The sequence below is a fragment of the Pseudomonas sp. SIMBA_067 genome (assembly GCF_046534675.1).
In the GTDB taxonomy this organism is placed as follows: Bacteria; Pseudomonadota; Gammaproteobacteria; order Pseudomonadales; family Pseudomonadaceae; genus Aquipseudomonas; species Aquipseudomonas putida.
Genome location: NZ_JAWRYH010000006.1, coordinates 219,958 through 240,235, shown reverse-complemented (window position 1 = coordinate 240,235; position 20,278 = coordinate 219,958). Strand labels below are relative to the sequence as shown.

16 protein-coding genes and 1 pseudogene are annotated in these 20,278 nt (G+C 63.0%); 9 read left to right on the top strand and 8 right to left on the bottom strand.

Annotation, left to right across the window (positions count from 1 at the left end; translation table 11 throughout):
- The 9 genes from SB765_RS15670 (at position 1) to SB765_RS15630 (ending at position 10,771) form a co-directional block, all read left to right on the top strand.
- Entirely contained in the window at positions 1 to 876 is an 876-nt protein-coding gene (locus SB765_RS15670) for a substrate-binding periplasmic protein (protein ID WP_341795894.1), read from the top strand.
- A 95-nt stretch (positions 877 to 971) separates the two neighbouring features.
- Positions 972 to 1,733, top strand: coding sequence for a quinoprotein dehydrogenase-associated SoxYZ-like carrier (locus tag SB765_RS15665; RefSeq protein ID WP_341795893.1), 762 nt, complete (start codon positions 972 to 974; stop codon positions 1,731 to 1,733).
- A 40-nt stretch (positions 1,734 to 1,773) separates the two neighbouring features.
- Positions 1,774 to 2,706, top strand: a complete 933-nt coding sequence (locus tag SB765_RS15660; RefSeq protein WP_410931545.1) for a quinoprotein relay system zinc metallohydrolase 1 — start codon at positions 1,774 to 1,776, stop codon at positions 2,704 to 2,706.
- Positions 2,707 to 2,870: 164 nt separating this feature from the next.
- Positions 2,871 to 4,658: a PQQ-dependent alcohol dehydrogenase PedH gene (gene pedH, locus SB765_RS15655; protein ID WP_341795891.1), complete on the top strand. Its 1,788-nt coding sequence runs from the start codon at positions 2,871 to 2,873 to the stop codon at positions 4,656 to 4,658.
- A 140-nt stretch (positions 4,659 to 4,798) separates the two neighbouring features.
- Positions 4,799 to 6,319: an aldehyde dehydrogenase family protein gene (locus tag SB765_RS15650; protein WP_341795890.1), complete on the top strand. Its 1,521-nt coding sequence runs from the start codon at positions 4,799 to 4,801 to the stop codon at positions 6,317 to 6,319.
- Between the two features lie 168 nt (positions 6,320 to 6,487).
- Entirely contained in the window at positions 6,488 to 6,559 is a 72-nt protein-coding gene (gene pqqA, locus SB765_RS15645; RefSeq protein ID WP_010455123.1) for a pyrroloquinoline quinone precursor peptide PqqA, read from the top strand.
- A gap of 143 nt (positions 6,560 to 6,702) precedes the next feature.
- Complete coding sequence (gene ercA / locus SB765_RS15640) at positions 6,703 to 7,866, top strand: alcohol dehydrogenase-like regulatory protein ErcA (RefSeq protein WP_410931544.1); 1,164 nt, start codon at positions 6,703 to 6,705, stop codon at positions 7,864 to 7,866.
- The gene (locus tag SB765_RS15635; protein ID WP_410931543.1) at positions 7,850 to 9,520 is read left to right on the top strand and encodes a NahK/ErcS family hybrid sensor histidine kinase/response regulator; all 1,671 of its coding nucleotides are present in this window, start codon (positions 7,850 to 7,852) and stop codon (positions 9,518 to 9,520) included. Before ercA ends, SB765_RS15635 begins: the two co-directional genes overlap by 17 nt.
- 636 nt (positions 9,521 to 10,156) lie before the next feature.
- Entirely contained in the window at positions 10,157 to 10,771 is a 615-nt protein-coding gene (locus SB765_RS15630) for a hypothetical protein (protein WP_341798895.1), read from the top strand.
- Between the two features lie 209 nt (positions 10,772 to 10,980).
- Here SB765_RS15630 and dsdC read toward each other — a convergent pair whose 3' ends face one another.
- The 8 genes and pseudogenes from dsdC to SB765_RS15590 form a co-directional block, all read right to left on the bottom strand.
- Positions 10,981 to 11,919 carry a DNA-binding transcriptional regulator DsdC gene (dsdC, locus tag SB765_RS15625; RefSeq protein WP_410931542.1) on the bottom strand — a complete coding sequence of 313 codons (939 nt, stop codon included), beginning with the start codon at positions 11,917 to 11,919 and terminating at the stop codon, positions 10,981 to 10,983.
- Between the two features lie 35 nt (positions 11,920 to 11,954).
- Positions 11,955 to 13,304 (bottom strand): D-serine ammonia-lyase, encoded by a 1,350-nt coding sequence (locus SB765_RS15620; protein WP_341795887.1) that lies wholly within the window; start codon positions 13,302 to 13,304, stop codon positions 11,955 to 11,957.
- Positions 13,305 to 13,338: 34 nt separating this feature from the next.
- A complete protein-coding gene (locus SB765_RS15615) occupies positions 13,339 to 14,682 on the bottom strand; it encodes a gluconate:H+ symporter (protein ID WP_341795886.1) in 1,344 nt (447 codons plus the stop codon).
- Between the two features lie 139 nt (positions 14,683 to 14,821).
- A complete protein-coding gene (locus SB765_RS15610) occupies positions 14,822 to 15,958 on the bottom strand; it encodes an MFS transporter (RefSeq protein WP_049274391.1) in 1,137 nt (378 codons plus the stop codon).
- A gap of 321 nt (positions 15,959 to 16,279) precedes the next feature.
- Positions 16,280 to 17,002, bottom strand: coding sequence for a peptidase (locus SB765_RS15605; protein WP_341795885.1), 723 nt, complete (start codon positions 17,000 to 17,002; stop codon positions 16,280 to 16,282).
- Positions 17,003 to 17,074: 72 nt separating this feature from the next.
- On the bottom strand, positions 17,075 to 17,854 hold the full coding sequence (locus SB765_RS15600; RefSeq protein ID WP_016500208.1) for a transglutaminase N-terminal domain-containing protein: 780 nt from the start codon (positions 17,852 to 17,854) through the stop codon (positions 17,075 to 17,077).
- Positions 17,851 to 18,801: an alpha-E domain-containing protein gene (locus SB765_RS15595; RefSeq protein ID WP_016500207.1), complete on the bottom strand. Its 951-nt coding sequence runs from the start codon at positions 18,799 to 18,801 to the stop codon at positions 17,851 to 17,853. The genes SB765_RS15600 and SB765_RS15595 overlap by 4 nt, the downstream gene beginning before the upstream one ends.
- Before the next feature lie 3 nt (positions 18,802 to 18,804).
- A pseudogene (locus SB765_RS15590) lies at positions 18,805 to 20,214 on the bottom strand (circularly permuted type 2 ATP-grasp protein).
- Positions 20,215 to 20,278: the final 64 nt, after the last annotated feature.

Here is a 20,278-nt window from a genome sequence, read left to right as displayed (position 1 = left end):
ATGCGTCTGTTTGCCGTGTGGCTTTGTAGCCTGCTGCTGTGGTGCGCGACGGCCCAGGCGCAGGTGCGCAACTACGACGCGATCATCGCCGCTGGCGAACTGAAGGTGGCGGTGTACAAGGATTTCGCGCCCTACAGTTTCGAGGACCACGGCAAGCCCCGGGGTGTCGATGTGGAGCTGGCGCAGGCGTTGGCGACCGCCTTGGGGGTGCGCTTGCAACTGATCTGGGCGCCGGCCGGGGAAAAGCTTGACGATGACCTGCGCGATTACATCTGGCGCGGCAGCCCGCTGCGCCACCAGCAGTTGGCCGACCTGATGATGAGGGTGCCCTACGACCACGCCTACGCGCAAAAACGCAACGAACTGGGCGAGCTGGAAAACGCGCAGGTGGTGATGTTCGGCCCTTATCAGCAAGAGCGCTGGCAAGTGGCCTACGACCAGCGTCGTCTGAAGTCGGTGGCCAGTGTGGCGGTGTTCCAGCAGCATCCGATCGGGGTCGAGGTGGACAGCGTGCCTTCGTTCTACCTCACTTCGGTGTTCAACGGCATGCTCAGTGCCAAAACCCGTCATTACCCCGGTGTACAGCAGGCGTTTGAAGCAATGAAGGCCGGCCAGGTGGACGCGGTGATGGCGATGCGTGGCGAAGTTGACTGGCAGCTGCACCAGGCCGCCGACCCGCAACTGGCCCTGGCGGAAAACGCCTACCCCAACCTGGGCAAGCAGGCCTGGGAAATCGGCATGGCTGTCCATGAAAGCAACCGTCAGCTGGCCTATGCCGTGGAAGAAGCCCTTGAGGCGATGATCCGCGATGGCCGGCTCAAGGCGATGTATGCAGCTTACGGCCTGCGCTACGAGGTTCCGGAGATGTATCAATAGCGGGGCACACACCTTCCCTGTGGGAGCGGGCATGCCCGCTCCCACAGGGCCTCGCTGAATCAGTGGCTTATGTGTTGTTCAATCAGGAGCAGGCCATGAACTGGCGAGCGACTTTCCTGCTGGCCTGCTGGATACCCTGGTCAGCCCAGGCTGCTATCCCAGCCCCCCAGACGGACCCGGTGCCCTCGGTGATGTGGGACTTCTACCACAAGCAGCTGCTGGGCCAGGCCGCGTTCGTCTTCGATGACCGGGTCAAGCTGCTGGCGCCGCCCTTTGCCGAGGACGCACGGCAGGTGCCGCTGGAAATCGACGCCCGGGCATTCGCTGGCGAGGTGGTGCGGATAATCGCCTGGGCCGAGCTCAACCCATTGCCGCGCATTGTCGACTTTCAGCCCGGCGAGCACGTGTTGCCGTGGTTGTCGATCCGCATCCGCATCGAACAGGCCACGCCGCTGCGCGCCGCCGTGCTGACGCGCGACGGCCTGTGGCACGTCGGCTCGACCCTGATCGATGCCGCCGGCGGCGGCTGTACCGCGCCCAGCGTGGTGCGCACGCAGCCTGGCTGGGAAGAACACCTCGGTGAAGTGCTGGGCGGGCGCTACCCGCGTGGCGACAGCAGCCGCTTGCGCCTGCAGGTGGCCCACCCGATGGACAACGGCCTGGTCAGCGGTATTCCCGAGTTCTTCCTCAACCATGCCGAGTTGCAGGACGCGAAAGGCCAGCGCCTGGCCAGCCTTGAGCTGTACCCGGCGGTCAGCGAAAACCCCAGCCTGGGCTTCGATATCCAGGGCGCCGGGCCGACCCGGCTGCTGTTGCAGGACAACAGCGGCAACCAGTTCGAAGCGGCAGTGCCCTGAGCCCATTGCCCGATTTCACCCCTGACCAGAGGCGCTCTTCATGCGTTGGATGATGCTGTTGCTGCTGTGCCTGGGGCTGCCGGCCCAGGCAGACCTGGACTATCGGCTTGTGCCCCGGCAGATTGCGGAGGGTACCTGGCTACTGGAGGGCAGCACCGACAACTTCGCCAAGGCCAATGGCGGCAATATCGTCAATACCGCGTTCATTGTCACCGACAGCGGTGTGGTGGTGATCGACAGCGGGCCGTCGAAGCGTTACGGCGACGCGTTGCGCCAGGCGATTGCCGCCACCACCGACAAGCCGGTGCTGGAAGTGCTGCTGACCCATCATCACCCTGACCATGTACTGGGCAACCAGGCCTTTGCCGATGTGCCTATTGGGGCCTTGGCCGGTACCGGCGACTTGCTGCGCCAGCAGGGCGAGGCCATGGCCGAGAACATGTACCGCCTGGTCGGCGACTGGATGCGCGGCACCGAAGTGGTGCTGCCTACCCAGGTGCTGCAGCCGGGTATCCACGAGGTGGGCGGGCACCGCCTGCGGTTGCTGGAGCTAGGCGGGCATACCGGCGCCGACCTGGCGATTCTGGATGAGAAGACCGGCGTGCTGTTCGCTGGCGACCTGGTGTTCTACGAGCGTGCCTTGACCACCCCCAACAGCCCGGGGCTGGGGGTGTGGCAAAAGGACCTGGACACCCTGCAAGCCTTGCCCTGGAAGCTGCTTGTGCCCGGGCACGGGCCGGTGGCCAGCGATGCCCGGCCGTTTGCGCAGATGCGTGATTACCTGGGCTGGCTGGATGGCCTGATGCGCGACGGCGCGGCGCGTGGCGACGACATGGCCGAGATGATCCGCAGCCCCATCCCCGAACGCTTTGCCGGGATCACCCTGACCCGTTATGAGTTGATTCGCAGTGTCAGCCATCTGTATCCCCGCTACGAACGCCAACAACTCCAGAGGGTCGACGCCAACCCCTGACGCTATCCCCAAGGGATCGCGCTTGTCTTGGGGACGCAGCCCTGTACCAAGGAACTAGAAAACTCCGCACTGCGGGCAATTGTTGGCGAACTGGCGGCAACCAAGAATTCCCGGCACACCGGGAAATTTTCCCGGGCACAACAAAAAAACCAAAGGTAGCCGTCATGACCCGATCCCCGCGTCGCCCCATGTTCGCCGTGAGCCTGGTGCTCAGCGCCATGCTGCTTGCCGGTGCAGCCCACGCCGCTGTCAGCACTGAAGAAATCCTCCAGGACCCGAAGAACCCGCAGCAGATCGTGACCAATGGCCTGGGTGTGCAGGGCCAGCGCTACAGCCCGCTGGACCTGCTCAATGCCAACAACGTCAAGGAACTGCGGCCGGTCTGGGCGTTCTCCTTCGGTGGTGAAAAGCAACGCGGCCAGCAGGCCCAGCCGCTGATCAAGGACGGGGTGATGTACCTGACCGGTTCCTACTCGCGGGTGTTCGCCGTGGATGCGCGCACCGGCAAGAAACTGTGGCAATACGATGCACGCCTGCCGGATGACATCCGCCCCTGCTGCGACGTGATCAACCGCGGCGTGGCGCTGTACGGCGACCTGGTGTTCTTCGGCACCCTGGACGCCAAACTGGTGGCCCTGAACAAGGACACCGGCAAGGTGGTCTGGAGCAAGAAGGTGGCCGACCACAAGGAAGGCTATTCCATCAGCGCCGCGCCCATGATCGTCAACGGCAAGCTGATCACCGGCGTCGCCGGTGGCGAGTTCGGCGTGGTGGGCAAGATCCAGGCCTACAACCCGGAAAATGGCGAGCTGCTGTGGATGCGCCCCACCGTGGAAGGGCACATGGGCTACGTGTACAAGGACGGCAAGGCCATCGAAAATGGTATTTCCGGCGGCGAGGCGGGCAAGACCTGGCCCGGGGACCTGTGGAAGACCGGCGGCGCTGCGCCCTGGCTGGGCGGTTACTACGACCCGGAAACCAACCTGATCCTGTTCGGCACCGGCAACCCGGCACCGTGGAACTCGCACCTGCGCCCCGGTGACAACCTGTATTCCTCGTCGCGCCTGGCGCTGAACCCGGACGACGGCACCATCAAGTGGCACTTCCAGAGCACGCCGCATGACGGCTGGGACTTCGACGGCGTCAACGAACTGATCTCGTTCAACTACAAGGATGGCGGCAAGGAGGTCAAGGCCGCCGCCACCGCCGACCGCAACGGCTTCTTCTACGTGCTGGACCGCACCAACGGCAAGTTCATTCGCGGCTTCCCCTTCGTCGACAAGATCACCTGGGCCACCGGCCTGGACAAGGACGGCCGGCCGATCTACAACGAGGCCAGCCGCCCAGGCGCACCCGGCAGCGAAGCCAAGGGCAGCTCGGTGTTCGTCGCCCCGGCGTTCCTCGGCGCCAAGAACTGGATGCCGATGGCCTACAACAAGGACACCGGGCTGTTCTACGTGCCCTCCAACGAGTGGGGCATGGACATCTGGAACGAAGGCATCGCCTACAAGAAAGGCGCGGCGTTCCTCGGCGCCGGCTTCACCATCAAGCCGCTCAACGAAGACTACATCGGCGTGCTGCGTGCCATCGACCCGATCAGTGGCAAGGAGGTGTGGCGGCACAAGAACTACGCGCCGCTGTGGGGCGGGGTGCTGACCACCAAGGGCAACCTGGTGTTCACCGGCACGCCGGAAGGCTTCCTGCAGGCCTTCAACGCCAAGACCGGCGACAAGGTCTGGGAATTCCAGACCGGCTCCGGCGTGCTTGGTTCGCCCGTGACCTGGGAAATGGACGGCGAGCAATACGTGTCGGTGGTCTCCGGCTGGGGCGGCGCGGTACCGCTGTGGGGTGGCGAAGTGGCCAAGCGGGTCAAGGACTTCAACCAGGGCGGCATGCTCTGGACCTTCAAGCTGCCCAAGCAGCTGCAGCAAACGGCCAGCGCCAAGCCATAAAGCAGTGGCCTGAGGCAAGCAGCCCTACTACCAAATGACGAGAGCCCCGCTGCCAACGATGCATTCGCCTGGCACGCGGGGCTTTTTACCATCGGTCCATCGCCTGTCGTGGGACAGGCATCGACCCGCAGAGGCTCAGCATGATCTACGCACAACCCGGAACCCCAGGCGCCGTCGTGTCCTTCAAGCCACGTTATGGCAACTTCATCAATGGCGAGTTCGTGCAACCGTTGGCTGGCCAGTACTTCACCAACAGTTCGCCGGTCAATGGCCAGCCGATTGCCGAATTCCCGCGTTCCACTGCCCAGGACGTCGACCGCGCCCTGGACGCCGCACACGCAGCCGCCGAAGCCTGGGGCAAGACCTCGGTGCAAGACCGCGCCCTGGTGCTGCTGAAGATTGCCGACCGTATCGAACAGAACCTGGAAGTGCTGGCCGTCACCGAAAGCTGGGACAACGGCAAGGCGGTGCGCGAAACGCTCAATGCCGACGTGCCGCTGGCAGCGGACCACTTCCGCTATTTTGCCGGTTGCATCCGTGCCCAGGAGGGCGGCGCGGCCGAAATCAACGAAGGCACCGTGGCTTATCACATCCATGAGCCGCTGGGCGTGGTCGGGCAGATCATCCCCTGGAACTTCCCGCTGCTGATGGCCGCCTGGAAGCTTGCCCCGGCCCTGGCCGCCGGCAACTGTGTGGTGCTCAAGCCGGCCGAGCAGACGCCACTGTCGATCACCATTTTTGCCGAGCTGGTGGCCGACCTGCTGCCGGCGGGCGTGTTGAACATCGTCCAGGGCTTCGGCCGTGAGGCCGGCGAGGCCTTGGCCACCAGCAAGCGCATCGCCAAGATCGCCTTCACCGGCTCCACCCCGGTGGGTTCGCACATCATGAAATGCGCGGCCGAGAACATCATCCCGTCCACCGTCGAACTGGGCGGCAAGTCGCCGAACATCTTCTTCGAAGACATCATGCAGGCCGAGCCCGCGTTCATCGAGAAGGCCGCCGAGGGCCTGGTGCTGGCGTTCTTCAACCAGGGCGAGGTGTGCACCTGCCCGTCACGGGCACTGATCCAGGAATCGATCTACGAGCCATTCATGGCCGAGGTGATGAAGAAGATCGCCAAGATAACGCGGGGCAACCCGCTGGACACCGAGACCATGGTTGGTGCCCAGGCTTCAGAGCAGCAATACGACAAGATTCTGTCCTATCTGCAGATTGCCAAGGAGGAGGGCGCGCAGCTGCTCACCGGCGGCGCTGCCGAGCGGCTGCAGGGCGACCTGGGCAGCGGTTACTACATCCAGCCGACCCTGCTCAAAGGCAACAACAAGATGCGTGTGTTCCAGGAAGAAATCTTCGGCCCGGTGGTGGGCGTGACCACCTTCAAGGACGAAGCCGAAGCGCTGGCGATTGCCAACGACACGGAGTTTGGCCTGGGCGCCGGCCTGTGGACCCGCGACATCAACCGCGCCTACCGGATGGGCCGCGGCATCAAGGCCGGCCGCGTGTGGACCAACTGCTACCACCTGTACCCGGCCCATGCAGCGTTTGGCGGCTACAAGAAGTCTGGCGTGGGCCGTGAGACCCACAAGATGATGCTCGACCACTACCAGCAGACCAAGAACCTGTTGGTAAGCTACGACATCAACCCGCTGGGCTTCTTCTAGACCGCGTCGCGGCCTTTTCGCGGGCATGCCCGCGAAAAGGCCGGCACAGGAAACAAAATCCCCTACCAACGCACCCTGCAAGCTCCTTCCAAAGTAGCATTCGGCCCTGGCGCCCCCCGTGCATTAATGCATCTACCGGACTCCCCCGGCACAAGAAGAGGACTGCCCATGTGGAATAAACCTGCCTTTACCGACCTGCGCATCGGCTTTGAAGTGACGATGTATTTCGCCAACCGTTGATGTGCCACCCGGCCATCACTACGGTGGCCGGTTCCTCTGACTGCCCGTGGCTGAGCCAGTGCTGCTCATTGGTCTGGTTGCTTTCGCTGCGGGATGCTTTACGCTGGCGGTTACCTTTCAGAACAATAAGAACAGGCTTGCCAATGAGCCAGAGTTTCAGCCCGCTTCGCAAGTTCGTATCGCCTGAAATCATCTTTGGTGCCGGATGCCGGCATAACGTCGCCAATTACGCGAAAACCTTCGGTGCCCGCAAGGTGCTGGTGGTCAGCGACCCGGGCGTGATCGCCGCCGGCTGGGTGGCGGACGTAGAGGCCAGCTTGCAGGCCCAGGGCATCGATTACTGCCTGTATACGGCCGTGTCGCCCAACCCGCGGGTCGAAGAGGTGATGCTCGGCGCCGAGATCTACCGGCAGAACCACTGCGATGTGATCGTCGCCGTCGGCGGCGGCAGCCCGATGGATTGCGGCAAGGCCATCGGTATCGTGGTGGCCCACGGGCGCAGCATCCTCGAATTCGAAGGCGTGGACACGATCCGCGTGCCCAGCCCGCCGCTGATCCTGATCCCGACCACGGCCGGCACCTCGGCGGACGTTTCGCAGTTCGTGATCATCTCCAACCAGCAGGAACGCATGAAGTTCTCCATCGTCAGCAAGGCGGTGGTGCCGGACGTGTCGCTGATCGACCCGCAAACCACCCTGAGCATGGACCCGTTCCTGTCGGCCTGCACCGGTATCGATGCGCTGGTGCATGCCATCGAAGCCTTTGTTTCCACCGGCCACGGCCCGCTGACCGACCCCCACGCGCTGGAAGCCATGCGCCTGATCAACGGCAACTTGGTGGAGATGATCGCCAACCCGGCCGATATCGGCCTGCGCGAGAAGATCATGCTGGGCAGCATGCAGGCGGGGCTGGCGTTCTCCAATGCGATTCTGGGCGCGGTTCATGCCATGTCCCACAGCCTGGGCGGCTTCCTCGACTTGCCCCATGGCTTGTGCAACGCCGTGCTGGTGGAGCACGTGGTGGCGTTCAACTACAGCTCGGCGCCAGAGCGCTTCAAGGTGATTGCCGAGGTGTTCGGTATTGATTGCCGCGGCCTCAACCAGCGGCAGATCTGCGGGCGCCTGGTGGAGCACCTGATTGCCCTGAAGCACGCCATCGGCTTCCATGAAACCCTGGGCCTGCATGGGGTGCGCACCGCGGACATTCCGTTCCTGTCGCAACATGCGATGGATGACCCGTGCATCCTCACCAACCCCCGTGCGTCGAGCCAGCGTGATGTCGAGGTCGTTTATGGCGAGGCCCTCTGACGAGCAGCAGCGGGCACTGGCCGGGCTGTTGGGGCTGGGCGACCACTCGGCACGCAAAAGCCATTACCCGGAGCTTTCCGCCCGCCTGGACGAGCTGGAGGCCGAGCGCAACCGCTACAAGTGGCTGTTCGAAAATGCCGTGCACGGGATTTTCCAGGCTAGCCTGCAGGACGGCATGCGTGCCGCCAATCCGGCGCTGGCGCGCATGCTGGGCTACGAGGACCCGCAAGCGGTGCTGTTTTCCCTGACGGACCTGGCCGCCAACCTGTTCGACGGCGGTGCCGAGGAGTTGCAGGCGATTACCGCGATCCTCGCCCGTGAGCGCAGCCTGCACGGCTATGAAACCCGCTTGCGGCGCAAGGACGGCAGCCACCTCGATGTGCTGATGAACCTGCTGCTCAAGCCCGGGCAGGAAGGGCTGGTGGAGGGTTTTGTCGCCGACATCACCGAACGCAAGCTGGCCCAGCAACGCCTGCAACAGCTCAATGACGAGCTGGAGCAACGGGTTGCTGCGCGTACCGATGAATTGCTGGAGGCCCGCGATGCTGCAGAAGCTGCCAACCGCAGCAAGGACAAATACCTGGCCGCCGCCAGCCATGACCTGCTGCAACCGCTGAACGCCGCCCGCCTGTTGATCTCCACCTTGCGCGAGCGGCCATTGCCAGAGGCCGAGCACGTGCTGGTGGAGCGTACCCACCAGGCCCTTGAGGGCGCCGAAGACTTGCTGACCGACCTGCTGGACATTTCCCGGCTCGACCAGGCAGCGGTGAAGCCGGACGTGGCCGTGTACCGCCTCGACGAGTTGTTCGCACCACTGGTTTCGGAGTTCCGCTCGGTGGCCGATGCGGAAGGCCTCAAGCTGCATGCGCGCATCCCGGATTGTGCCATCAGCACTGACCTGCGGCTGATGACACGTATCCTGCGCAACTTCCTCAGCAACGCCTGCCGCTACACCGACGAAGGCCGGATCTTGCTGGGGGCAAGGCGCCGGGGTGGTCATTTGCGGCTGGAAGTGTGGGATACCGGGCGGGGTATCGCCGAAGACCGGCTGCAGGCGATCTTCCTTGAGTTCAACCAACTGGACGTCGGCCGCGCAGCGGATCGCAAGGGCGTGGGGCTGGGGTTGGCCATCGTCGAGCGGATTGCCAAGATTCTCGGCTACCGGATTGAGGTACGTTCGTGGCCGGGGCGTGGCTCGGTGTTCAGCATCGAGGTCCCGCTGGGTAAAGAGGTGCCGCTGGCCGCTCACCAGGCTGTGCCGCTGCCAAGCGTCGGCAACCCGCTACCGGGCCGCCGGCTGTTGGTACTGGACAACGAAGTGAGCATCCTTGAGAGCATGGGCGCGCTGCTTGGGCAGTGGGGCTGCGAAGTGGTGACCGCGACCGACCAGGCAGGTGCTTTGCTGGCCTTGCAGGGGCAGGCCCCGGAATTGATCCTGGCCGACTACCACCTGGACCATGGCGTGGTGGGTTGCGAGGTGGTCAGGTATTTGCGTGAGCATTTTGCGGTTGCCATACCGGCGGTGATCATCACCGCCGACCGCAGCGATCAATGCCGGCGGGGCTTGCAGAAACTGGGGGCGCCGCTTTTGAACAAACCGGTCAAGCCTGGGAAATTGCGCGCGGTATTGAGCCAGTTGCTACAGGAGCATTGATTGCGCAGGGCTCATTGGGGGCGCGATTACTGCCTTTGCCCGAAGCCTGCGCTGTACCTGTGGGAGCGGGCTTGCCCGCGAAAAAATGAAATGGGGTGGCGCTGTACACTCCCCTGATTTGGAGTTGCCCTGCGAACAACGAAGTAGAGCCGTGAAGGCCCGTTGCAAAGTTTGGATCCAGTGATCAAAAACTTTACCGTTCGGTCAGCTTGCAAGAAGCTAGCAAACTAACTAGTGCGGCTTTAAATACCGCTGGTCGGTGCTTTTGCCCAAGAAATGAACGATTTCACTGTTGATGGCTCATATTTGCCAGCAGGTGTATTCGCATGAGTTGCACTTGGCACCTTCCAGGAAGTTATCAACCTTAAAACGCATGTGCGCCGCAGGGATGCACATGGGGATTTTTATTGTCTCTGATCATGGAGTAACGCCTATGCCAAACCGAGGCTCAACGGTTGAGCCGCTGTGTATTCAAGTTTCAATCCGCTGTTTCAATTAACGATATGAATGGGGGCTTGCCGCTGCGACCACGCCGTTCGCACGCCTGTAGCAAGGCCCGCTAGCGCTAATGCATTACGTGGAGAATTCGACGTGGAGTTTAATACAATTATTAGCCTGTTCGGGCAGAAAGAATCCATGGAGCTGGTGCGGTTGTCGGTTATTTATGTTCATTTGCTGGCCTGCTGCGTTGCCATCGGGCTGGTGTTTGCCAGCGATGCCGAGATGGTCAGGGACTTGTTGAAGGGGCATCAACCGGCCGGGCATGACGGTAGGCATATGGCACGTTTGCAGAAGTCTGTAACGAACGCCTTGATGTTCTTGTGGCTCACCGGGGCTGCCGTCATCGGTGTCGACTACCTTGAAAAAGGCGTGAGTTACTTTGCCAATCCGAAACTTCACGCCAAAGTTATTATTGTCCTGTTGCTGACATTCAATGGCATGTTGTTGCACCGCTATGTCTTGCCGGCTTTACTCAAGGCGGGCTCTTTGCTTGACCTGAATATCGGCGTGCGCATGTTTGCACTGTTCTCCGGCGCATTGTCCGGTGTGTCCTGGTTATATGCGGCAATGTTGGGTGTCGGTCGGCCGCTGGCCTGGAAGTATTCGCTGACCGAGTTGTTGCTGGCCTATCCCGTCATGATCCTGCTCGGCTTTGCCCTGATGGCCGCACTGACCCAGTGGGCGCGAAAACGCACTATGGCCAAAGCGACGCAAGCACCTGTCTGGCCGCTGGCGGGCATTCCTTGCTGATCGCTTGAGCCACGGCTGTGAACGCATAACGCTGCGAACCTGTAACGTTCGCGGCGTTGTTGAGGCTTTGGACATGACACAGGCTGAACTGGCCCCGTTTGTTCCTCATCCAGCCGGTGTGCCACAACCCTACCGGCTCGGATATCTCCCCGGCCGTTTGCCCAGTGTATCCGCGCCTGACCCAGTCCTTGGGCCTGCACTGGCCGCTCCTAAAGGTCAGTGCAGGCTTCTTTCACGAGCCAGTCGATCAACACCTGCAGGCGTTTGGGCATCGGGTCATGATGCGGGTAGACCAGGTAATAGCCATAGTTGGGGGTGTCGACGAAACCACCGAACGGCAAAACCAGCTCACCTCGTGTAATGCGATCCTTGACCAGCTGTTCGCGGCCAATGGCGATGCCTACGTGATTCAGCGCGGCGAGCGTGCACAGGTCGGAGCGATCGAATGTGAGGAATCGGCGCGGGAGGCTGATACCCGTACCTGTGGTGTTGGCCCAGAGCTGCCATTCTGCATCGAATGCAGCGTTGTCCCAGGCCGCTACGTCATGCAAGGCGGTGCAGTGATCCAGGGGGTGCAGGTCACCGGTCAGTGCATGGGTTTCTGCATAACGGGGGGAGCACACCGGGGCAATCCGCTCGTCCATCAAGTGGATGCTCTGCAACCCCGGATGATGGCCATCCGAATAACACAGGACCAGGTCGATCTTGCGGGTGCGGTAATCGATGCTCTCGTTGCCCACCCTGATATCCAGCTGAATATCAGGGTAGCGGGCAGTGAACTGCGCCAGCCGCGGCACCAGCCAGCATTGTGCGACGGACGGGCGCACATACAACGTCAACTGGCCGGCGATTTCGGCGTGAGCACGTTCTTGCACGGCTTCGCTTAACTCATCCATGGTCCGTTGCATGACCGCGAACAGGCGCTCGCCGTCTTCGGTGAGGCTGACCTTGCGCGGCATGCGGTGGAACAGCTTGAGCGCCAGCTCATCTTCCAGGCGATTGATGCGATGGCTCACGGCACTGGCGGTCAGGCACAGCTCATCGGCGGCGCGCGAGAAGCTCAAGTGGCGTGCCGCCACCAGAAAGACATGCAGGCTGCCCAGGTGCGAGCCATTGAGTTTCACGGCGCCGCCGCCGGGCTTTATCATTGATCAATCCTTCCTGCGCCGTTAGCAGATTGCGGTTACACGTTTGCCTGCAGGCTGCGCCCTTTCGCCAGATAGGCGTTGAATTCATCGTCCGGCACCATGCTGCCACCCGTCCCCCAGACGAGGTGGGTAGCCTGCTGCAGCTGGGTTGGGGTGAAGCCCTGGCGAGCCAGGTACTCGCCTGCTTGCAGCACCCGCAGCATACCGGGTACGCCGGCCAGGGCAGAGGGTTCCAGTTTGACCTTGTCCTGCTCATGGGCGATGACCATCAAGCGGTACAGTTCTTCGTCGGTCACGGTGTAGTAACCATCGATCAGGCGCTGCATGGCTTTGCCGACAAACCCTGATGGGCGCCCGACCGCCAGGCCGTCGGCAGCGGTGATGTTGTCGATGCCGAAGTCCTGCACGCTGGTTTCATCGTGCAGGCCGGTATAGACACCCAGCAGCATGCAGGGGGAATGGGTGGGCTCGGCGAAGATGCAGTGCACCGCATCGCCGAATACCAGCTTCAGCCCGAACGCAACACCGCCTGGGCCGCCCCCTACGCCGCACGGCAGGTACACGAACAATGGATGATCTGCGTTTACCTGGATGCCCGCCTGGTCGAATTGCCGCGCCAACCGTTCGGCGGCCACGGCATAGCCGAGAAACAGCTGTGGGGAATTTTCGTCGTCGACAAAGTAACAGCTGGGGTCTGATGCCGCCTGCTGGCGGCCTTGCTCGACCGCCACGCTGTAGTCGGAGGCGTGTTCGACCACCGTGACGCCGTTGGCCCGCAGCTTGTCCTTCTTCCATTGCCTGGCGTCAGACGACATGTGCACGCTCACCTGAAAGCCCAGCTTGGCGCTCATGATGCCAATCGACAGCCCCAGGTTGCCGGTCGAGCCCACTGCGATCTTGTACTGGCTGAAGAATGCGCGGGCCTGGTCGCTCGCCAGTTTGGTGTAGTCATCCGTGGGGGTGATCAAGCCGGCCGCCAGGGCCAGGTCCTCGGCGTGCTTGAGCACTTCATGGATGCCGCCCCGGGCTTTGATCGAGCCGGAGATAGGCAAGTCGCTGTCCGCCTTGAGCCACAGGCTGCCCACGTTCTGCAGCGATCCCTCCTGGACAAGCAGCTGGCGCAGCTGTGGCAGCGGGGTAATGTGCGACTCGATGACCCCGCCGGCCGCTGCCGTCTCGGGGAACACGGTGGCCAGGTAGGGCGCGAACCGCTGCAGCCGCGCGCTGGTGGCTTGCACGTCAGCCGCCGTCAGGCCCACGTCGCGCAGGGCTTCTGCAGCCTTGGCGATGCCAGGGTTGAACCAGCTGGTTGGCTTCAGGGCCACCAGCTCGGCGATGATCGGGTGGCTTTGTTGCCAGGCTTCCAGGGTTTTTCCGTGAATCATGATTTCACCTGTAGTGCGGTATGTGCAGAGTAGATCAGACAATCTTCGAAAGGAGCAGGGTCAGGCACAAGGCGACTACCGAGGCCAGCACTGTAGCGGCAGTGAACTTCTTCAGTGCATCACTCAGGGAAAGGCCCAGGTATTCCTTCACCACCCAGAACGCCGAGTCGGTGATGTGGGTCCAGCCGATGGCGCCCGCACCGATGGCGATCACCAGGATTTCCCGGTTGTATTCAGGGTGCTGGCCAAGGATCGGCATTACCATGCCGGCCGCGCTAATCATCGCGACGGTGGCCGAGCCGACGGCAAAGTGCATGATCCCGGCGATCAACCAGGCGAGGATGATCGGGTTGAGCTGCGTCTGGTTCAGCACATCGGCCAGTGCCTTGCCGATGCCGCTGCCCACGAGCATGTCGTTGAAGGCACCGCCGGCACCGATGATCAGCAGAATGCCGGCCAGGGGAGGGAAACAGCGCTGGGTCAGGCTCAGCAGGTGCGCCATATCCAGGCCGCGACGCAAGCCCAGCGCCCAGTAGGCGAACACCACCGACAGCGTCAGGGCAATCAATGGGCTGCCCAGGAAGGCCACCCACTCGTACAGCGCAGAGCCCTTGTCCAGGACCGTGACGGCCAACGTTTTGCCGACCATCAACACCAGTGGCAGCAGTACGGTGGTGAGTGTGATGCCGAACGCGGGCATTGCCTGCTCTTCTGCTTGAGCCACCGTGCGCGCAGACAGGAAGGCCTGCTGGGATTCGCCAGCTTCACGGCTACAGGTAAAGCGAACCCACACGGGGCCCGCGATGATAGCGGTCGGAAGGCCAACGATCAGGCCGTACAGGATGACAGTACCGATATCCGCATTGAGCATGCCGGTGATGGCTGTGGCGGCCGGATGTGGCGGGAGAATGCAGTGCACCACCATCAGCGAAGTGGCCAGCGGCACGCCGAGGGACAGCATGCTGATGCGGGTTTGCCGTGCCACCACGTAGATCAACGGAATCAGCAGGACGAAGCCGACCTCGAAGAATACCGGGATGCCGGCGATGAAGCCGACGAGCATCATTGCCCACGAGGCATTGCGTTCCCCCAGCCTGTTCAGCAGCGTGGTGGCGATGCGCCTGGCGCCTCCGGATTCCTCCAGCAGTTTGCCGAGGATACTGCCCAGGCCGATGATGCCGGCAAGAAAGCCCAGCGTGCTGCCCATGCCTTTCTCGAATGCCGCCACGATTGCCGTAGGCGCCATGCCGGTGCCGACACCGACCACCAGGCTTGCGGCCATCAAGGCCAGAAACGGGTGTACTTTGAGTTTGCTGATCATGACGACGATCAGGAGTATCGCGGTGCCCAGGACGAGTAATGAGAACGTTGGAGTCATTGTGTGGTTTTCTCTATCGCTGATCGCTTCCGTGCGAGCTTCTTGTTGGTTTGCGCCCATTAGATTTCAGCGATTTGATCGACTCAAACGATCACTCCTCACCCCATAGGTGAGCCCATGTCATGCATGGCGCCAGCGCTCAATGCCGCGCCGACCAGGCACAATTCAACGCTGCCACCGCAACCGCCAGTGCCGCCCCGGCATAGGCCCAGATCGCCGGTACCTGCGGCAGCAATACCCCCGCAAGCATCGGCCCGAGCCCAGCGCCGATGTCGCGCCATATGGCATTGCCGGCCAGGGCCTGGATGCGTTGTTGCGGGTTGCGCAGGGCGACCAGTGTCATCACCAGCGGCAGTTGCAGGGCACGCAGCACCAGCACGAAGAAGGCGCCGATGAACAGCCAGTGGCTGCCAAACAGCAGCAGCGCCATCGACGTGGCCAGTGACAGCACCACCAGCATGCGCAGCGGCCCGAAGCGGTCGGCCAGGCGCCCACCGAAGGGGCTGAAGAGCATTTCGCTCAGGTAGCGCACCGCCATCAGCACACCTGCTGCCAGCACTCCGGACTCACCCAGGTGGGTTTGTGCGTAAAGCGAAAGGCCAAAGATGAACAGGCCGTCCAGGGCCACCCCTTCGATGAAGGACCAGGTGGCAATGCTGTCTGGCAGGCGCAGGCGCCGGCCACCCCGGCTGGCGACCGGGTGGCCGGTGCTGGGCAGGGCACGTGCACGCCACAGCCCGAACAGGGCACTGATGCAGAGCACGAAGAACACACTGCGCGGGCCGTAGGCCTGGGCCATCAGCGCACCCAGCGGCAAGGCCAGCATTGGCCCGATGGAGATGCTCGCCCGCGAACGCCCGGCACGCCGCGCCGCGCCTTGTGCTTCAGCGGTGGCGAGGGTCTGGGTGCTGAGGTTGAAGGTGGCGAAGCACAGGCCCCAGACCAGGCGCAGCACCAGCAGCGCGGCGAAACCGGTCAGCACCGCGTTGCCCAGAGCACACACGGCGGCGGCGAAGGCGGCGAGGCTGCAGGCCGCGCGGTCACCGTGGCGGGCATAGAAACGCACTACCCAGCCGTAGCCGATGATGCGCACCAGGCGGTTGGCCGCCAGCAGAATGCCAGCCTCGGCCAGGGTCACGCCAAAATCGGCTGCGTACATCGGCAGTAGCAGGTAGAGCAGTACGTCACTGGGCAGGCACAGGCTGAGCACCTGGGCGGCATTGCGAGAGTCTTGGTCGGCGCGGTGGGTTTGCACCGGTGTTGCAGCGGACGACATGACAGCCTCGTGACAGGGGTGAGAGCGCAGGATAACCCACGGCGTCTCGAACATTGCAATTGACGTCACTGACGTGGTCCAACTGATTGGCTCGATTCCAAGGCAAGTACCGGACCTGTAGGAGCAGCCTTGTGCTGCGAAGAGGCCATTGCAGCCAAAGATGATCTTCAGCCCTACCGGCCTCTTCGCAGCGCAAGGCTGCTCCTACCAGGTGATGCGGTAGCCTGAGTGATGGTGCAAGCCAGATCCTTCCACTGTGGGAGCGGGTTTACCCGCGAAGAGGCCGGTACAGGCACCAGAGGATCTGAACAGTTTGCTCATTCAGCCATAAGGCGGCGCTGGCAGTTCGGCCAGCAGGGTTTTCAGACCGTCACTCCACTGCCTGCGAATCTGCTGGTAATAGGCATCGTCGCTGGTGATGCGCTGGCGCGTCATGCTTTGCAGGGTGTTATTGCGGTACACCAGCAAGTCCAGCGGCATACCCACCGACAGGTTGCTGCGGATGGTGGAGTCGAACGAAATCAGGCCGCAGCGCAGCGCCTCATCGAGCGGTGTGCGGTAATCCAGGTTGCGGTCGAGTATTGGCCTGCCGTATTTACTTTCACCCAGTTGCAGGAACGGGGTATCCGGCGTGGCCTGGAAGAAATTGCCTTGTGCGTAGACGTTGTAGATGGCCATGGGCCCGCCGGCTATCTGGCCGCCAACAATGAATGAACTGCTCAGGTCGACGTCGGCAGTAAGCTTGCTGCGGTCACGGCTGACCACTTCGCGCAGGGTGTCGGCAACCAGCACCGTAGCGTCGTAGAGCGTGGCAACGTTCAGCAGATGAGGGCCGCTGCCCTGGGTACGCTGGCGCAGCAGGTTCACCACCGACTGCGAGGTTGCCAGGTTGCCGGCGGTCTGCAGCACGATCAGCCGCTCGCCCGGCAGGCTGAAAACGAACAACTTGGCAAAGGTGGAGATCTGGTCGATGCCGGCGTTGGTGCGTGAGTCGCTGATGAAGACAAGCCCGTCCTCCAGGTGCATGGCGACGCAGTAAGTCATGCGGTTTCCCTTGTGTTGCGAGTGGAGTGGTCTTGCCGCACCGTGCGGCAAGACCGGCCTGCAGCAAACCCGTCACTGGCGATGTACGTGGACGCTGGCCTGCATGGCTTCGGCGCCACCACCGCGGCGTACGCCCCTGACCGGGCAGGCGTCCAGGTAGTCCAGGCCGACCGCCAGCTTCAGGTGACGTTCTGGCCGGGTCAGGCGGTTGGTGATGTCGAAGCTGTACCAGGCGTCGTCGACCCAGGCCTCGGCCCAGGCATGGCTGGCCAGGTGCTGTTCGTCCTCGGTGCACAGGTAACCGGACACATAGCGTGCCGGCACCCCCAGGCTGCGGGCGCAGGCCAGAAAGGCGTGGGTGTGGTCCTGGCACACGCCGGCGCCACCCCTGAACGCTTCGATGGCCGTGGTGCCCACCGAGGTGGCGCCGGGGCTGTAGGGCATGTGCTCGGCCAGGCCTTGCATCAGCCCGATCAGCGCTGCGCGGTCGCGGTGGCTGCCACATTGCCGGGCGGCGAAAGCAACCAGGGCGTCGTCGGCCAGGGTCAGGTGGCTGCCGCGCAGGAACGGCAGGGGTGACTGGCCCTCGGCTTCGTGTTCGCAGTCCGGGTCGATCTCGACCTGGCCGCGGGCGGTCAGTGCCAGGTGGCCATGGGGTTTGTCCAGGGTCAGCACATGCAGGATGTTGCCATAGGGGTCGATCTGGCCCTTGACCTTGCAGGGCAGGTCCAGTTGCCAGTCATTGATGCGCTGGCGTTCGCTGCTGCGCGGCGTCAGGCGCAGGAACTGGATGCTGTTGCTCACGTCGCTGGCGTAGCTGTAGGTGGTGTCGTGGCGGATGGACAGTTTCATACGACCTCCAGGTAGGAGTGGTGGACGGCCTGGCCCAGTTGGTTGACGCGGCCAATGAAGTCGCTCAGCCAAGGGTGCAACCCGGCGTCGAGTATTTCGTCAATGGCGGTGTAGCGCAGGCGCGCGTTCAGTTCGGCTGCCATGCGCTGGGCGGCGCGGCCGCTGTTGCCCGGCAGGCCGGCCAGGATCAGGTCCAGTTCCTCGATGCAGGCATGCAGCGAGCGCGGCACGTCCACCCGCAACAGCAGTAGCTCGGACACCGGACGGGCGCTGGGTGCGCCGCGATAGATTTCGTTGAAGGCTTCATACGAGGTAAGCGCGCGCAGCAGGGCGCTCCACTGGTAATAGCCGCGGGCGGAGCTGTCGCTGACCTCTTCGGAGGCCTCGCCGAACATTTCGTAGCGCGCATCGAGCAGGCGCAGGGTGTTGTCTGCCCGCTCCAGGAAGGTGCCCAGGCGGATGAAACTGTAGGCATCGTTGCGCATGATGGTGCCGGAGGTGGCGCCGCGGAACAGGTGCGAGCGTTCCTTGACCCAGTCGCAGAACTGGCTGATGCCATAGCGGCCAAGGCCATTGCTGGCGATGTTGCGCATTTCGATCCAGGTGGCGTTGATGTTCTCCCACATGTCGGCGGTGATCCGGCCGCGCACTGCATGGGCATTGGTCCTGGCGGCCTGCAGGCAGCAATAGATGCTGCTGGGGTTGGTCGCGTCCAGGGCAAAAAAGTGCAGCATGCGCTCGGTGTCGAGCTCGGTGTGCCGGCGGATGTAGTCGTCCAGCGTGCCCGAGGCCAGCAGCGACATCGCCAGTTCGGCATGGCCGTCGCTGCGCCCGGCCTGGGGCATCAGCGACAGCGAATAGCTGACCTCGAGCATGCGTGCGAGGTTTTCTGCACGTTCCAGGTAGCGGGACATCCAGTACAAGTCGGAAGCGGTTCGCGAAAGCATGGTTCAGTCCTCTACCACCCAGGTGTCCTTGGTACCGCCGCCCTGCGACGAGTTGACCACCAGCGAGCCTTCCTGCAAGGCCACGCGGGTCAGGCCGCCAGGCACCAGGCGCGTTTCACTGCCCGATAGCACGAACGGGCGCAAGTCGATGTGGCGCGGCGCGATGCCGCTGTCGACGAAGGTGGGGCAGGTCGACAGGCACAAGGTGGGTTGCGCGATATAGGCGTGCGGGCGGGCTTTGATACGCGCGCGGAAATCCTCGATCTGGGCGCTGGTCGATGCCGGCCCCACCAACATCCCATAGCCGCCGGAGCCCTGGGTTTCCTTGACCACCAGCTCGGGCAGGTGGGCCAGGACATGGGACAGGTCTGCGGGTTTGCGGCACTGCCAGGTTGGCACGTTGTTGAGGATCGGCTCTTCGCTCAGGTAGAAACGGATCATGTCGTCCACATACGGGTAGATCGACTTGTCGTCGGCCACGCCCGTGCCGACGGCGTTGGCCAGCACCACATTGCCGGCGCGGTAAACCGAGATAAGCCCCGGTACGCCCAGCGTCGAGTCAGGGTTGAAGGACAGCGGGTCGAGGTAGTCGTCGTCCAGCCGGCGGTAGATCACGTCCACCTGCTGGGGGCCGGCCGTGGTGCGCATGTAGACATGCTCGTCACGCACGAACAGGTCTGCGCCTTCGACCAGCTCGATGCCCATCTCCCGGGCCAGGAAGGCATGCTCGAAGTAGGCGCTGTTGAAACGGCCCGGGGTGAGCAGTACGGCAGTGGGGTTATCCAGCGGGCTGGCGCTCTTGAGCGTGTCCAGCAGCAGGTTGGGGTAGTGGTCGATGGGCGCGATACGCTGGGCGGCAAACAGTTCGGGGAACAGGCGCATCATCATTTTGCGGTCTTCGAGCATGTAGCTGACGCCGCTGGGGGTACGCAGGTTGTCTTCCAGCACGAAGTAGCTGCCATCGCCGTCACGCACCAGGTCGACACCGGCGATATGGGCATACAGCCCACGGTGCAGGTCCAGGCCCTGCATGGCGATCTGGTAGCCCTCGTTGGCCAGTACCTGCTCAGGCGGGATGATGCCGGCCTTGAGGATGCGCTAGTCGTGGTAGATGTCCTCCAGGAACAGGTTAAGGGCCTGCACCCGCTGGATACAGCCACGCTCGACCGTGCGCCACTCGCTGGCGCGGATGCTGCGCGGGATGATATCGAAGGGGATCAGGCGCTCGGTGTCCTGGCTATCGCCGTACAAAGTGAAGGTGATGCCTGCACGGTGAAACAGCAGGTCGGCCTCGCGCCGGCGCTGTTCCAGCAGCTCCAGCGGGGTGTTGGCCAGCCAGCGGGCGAACTCCTGGTAATGCGGGCGGCAACTGCCGTTCGCTTCGTACATTTCATTGAAAAAAGCCCGGGACATACCCACTCCTTGCCGCCGTCGCCGACAGCTTTATTGCGATTCATCTGCGTTTTTCAGGGTGCTG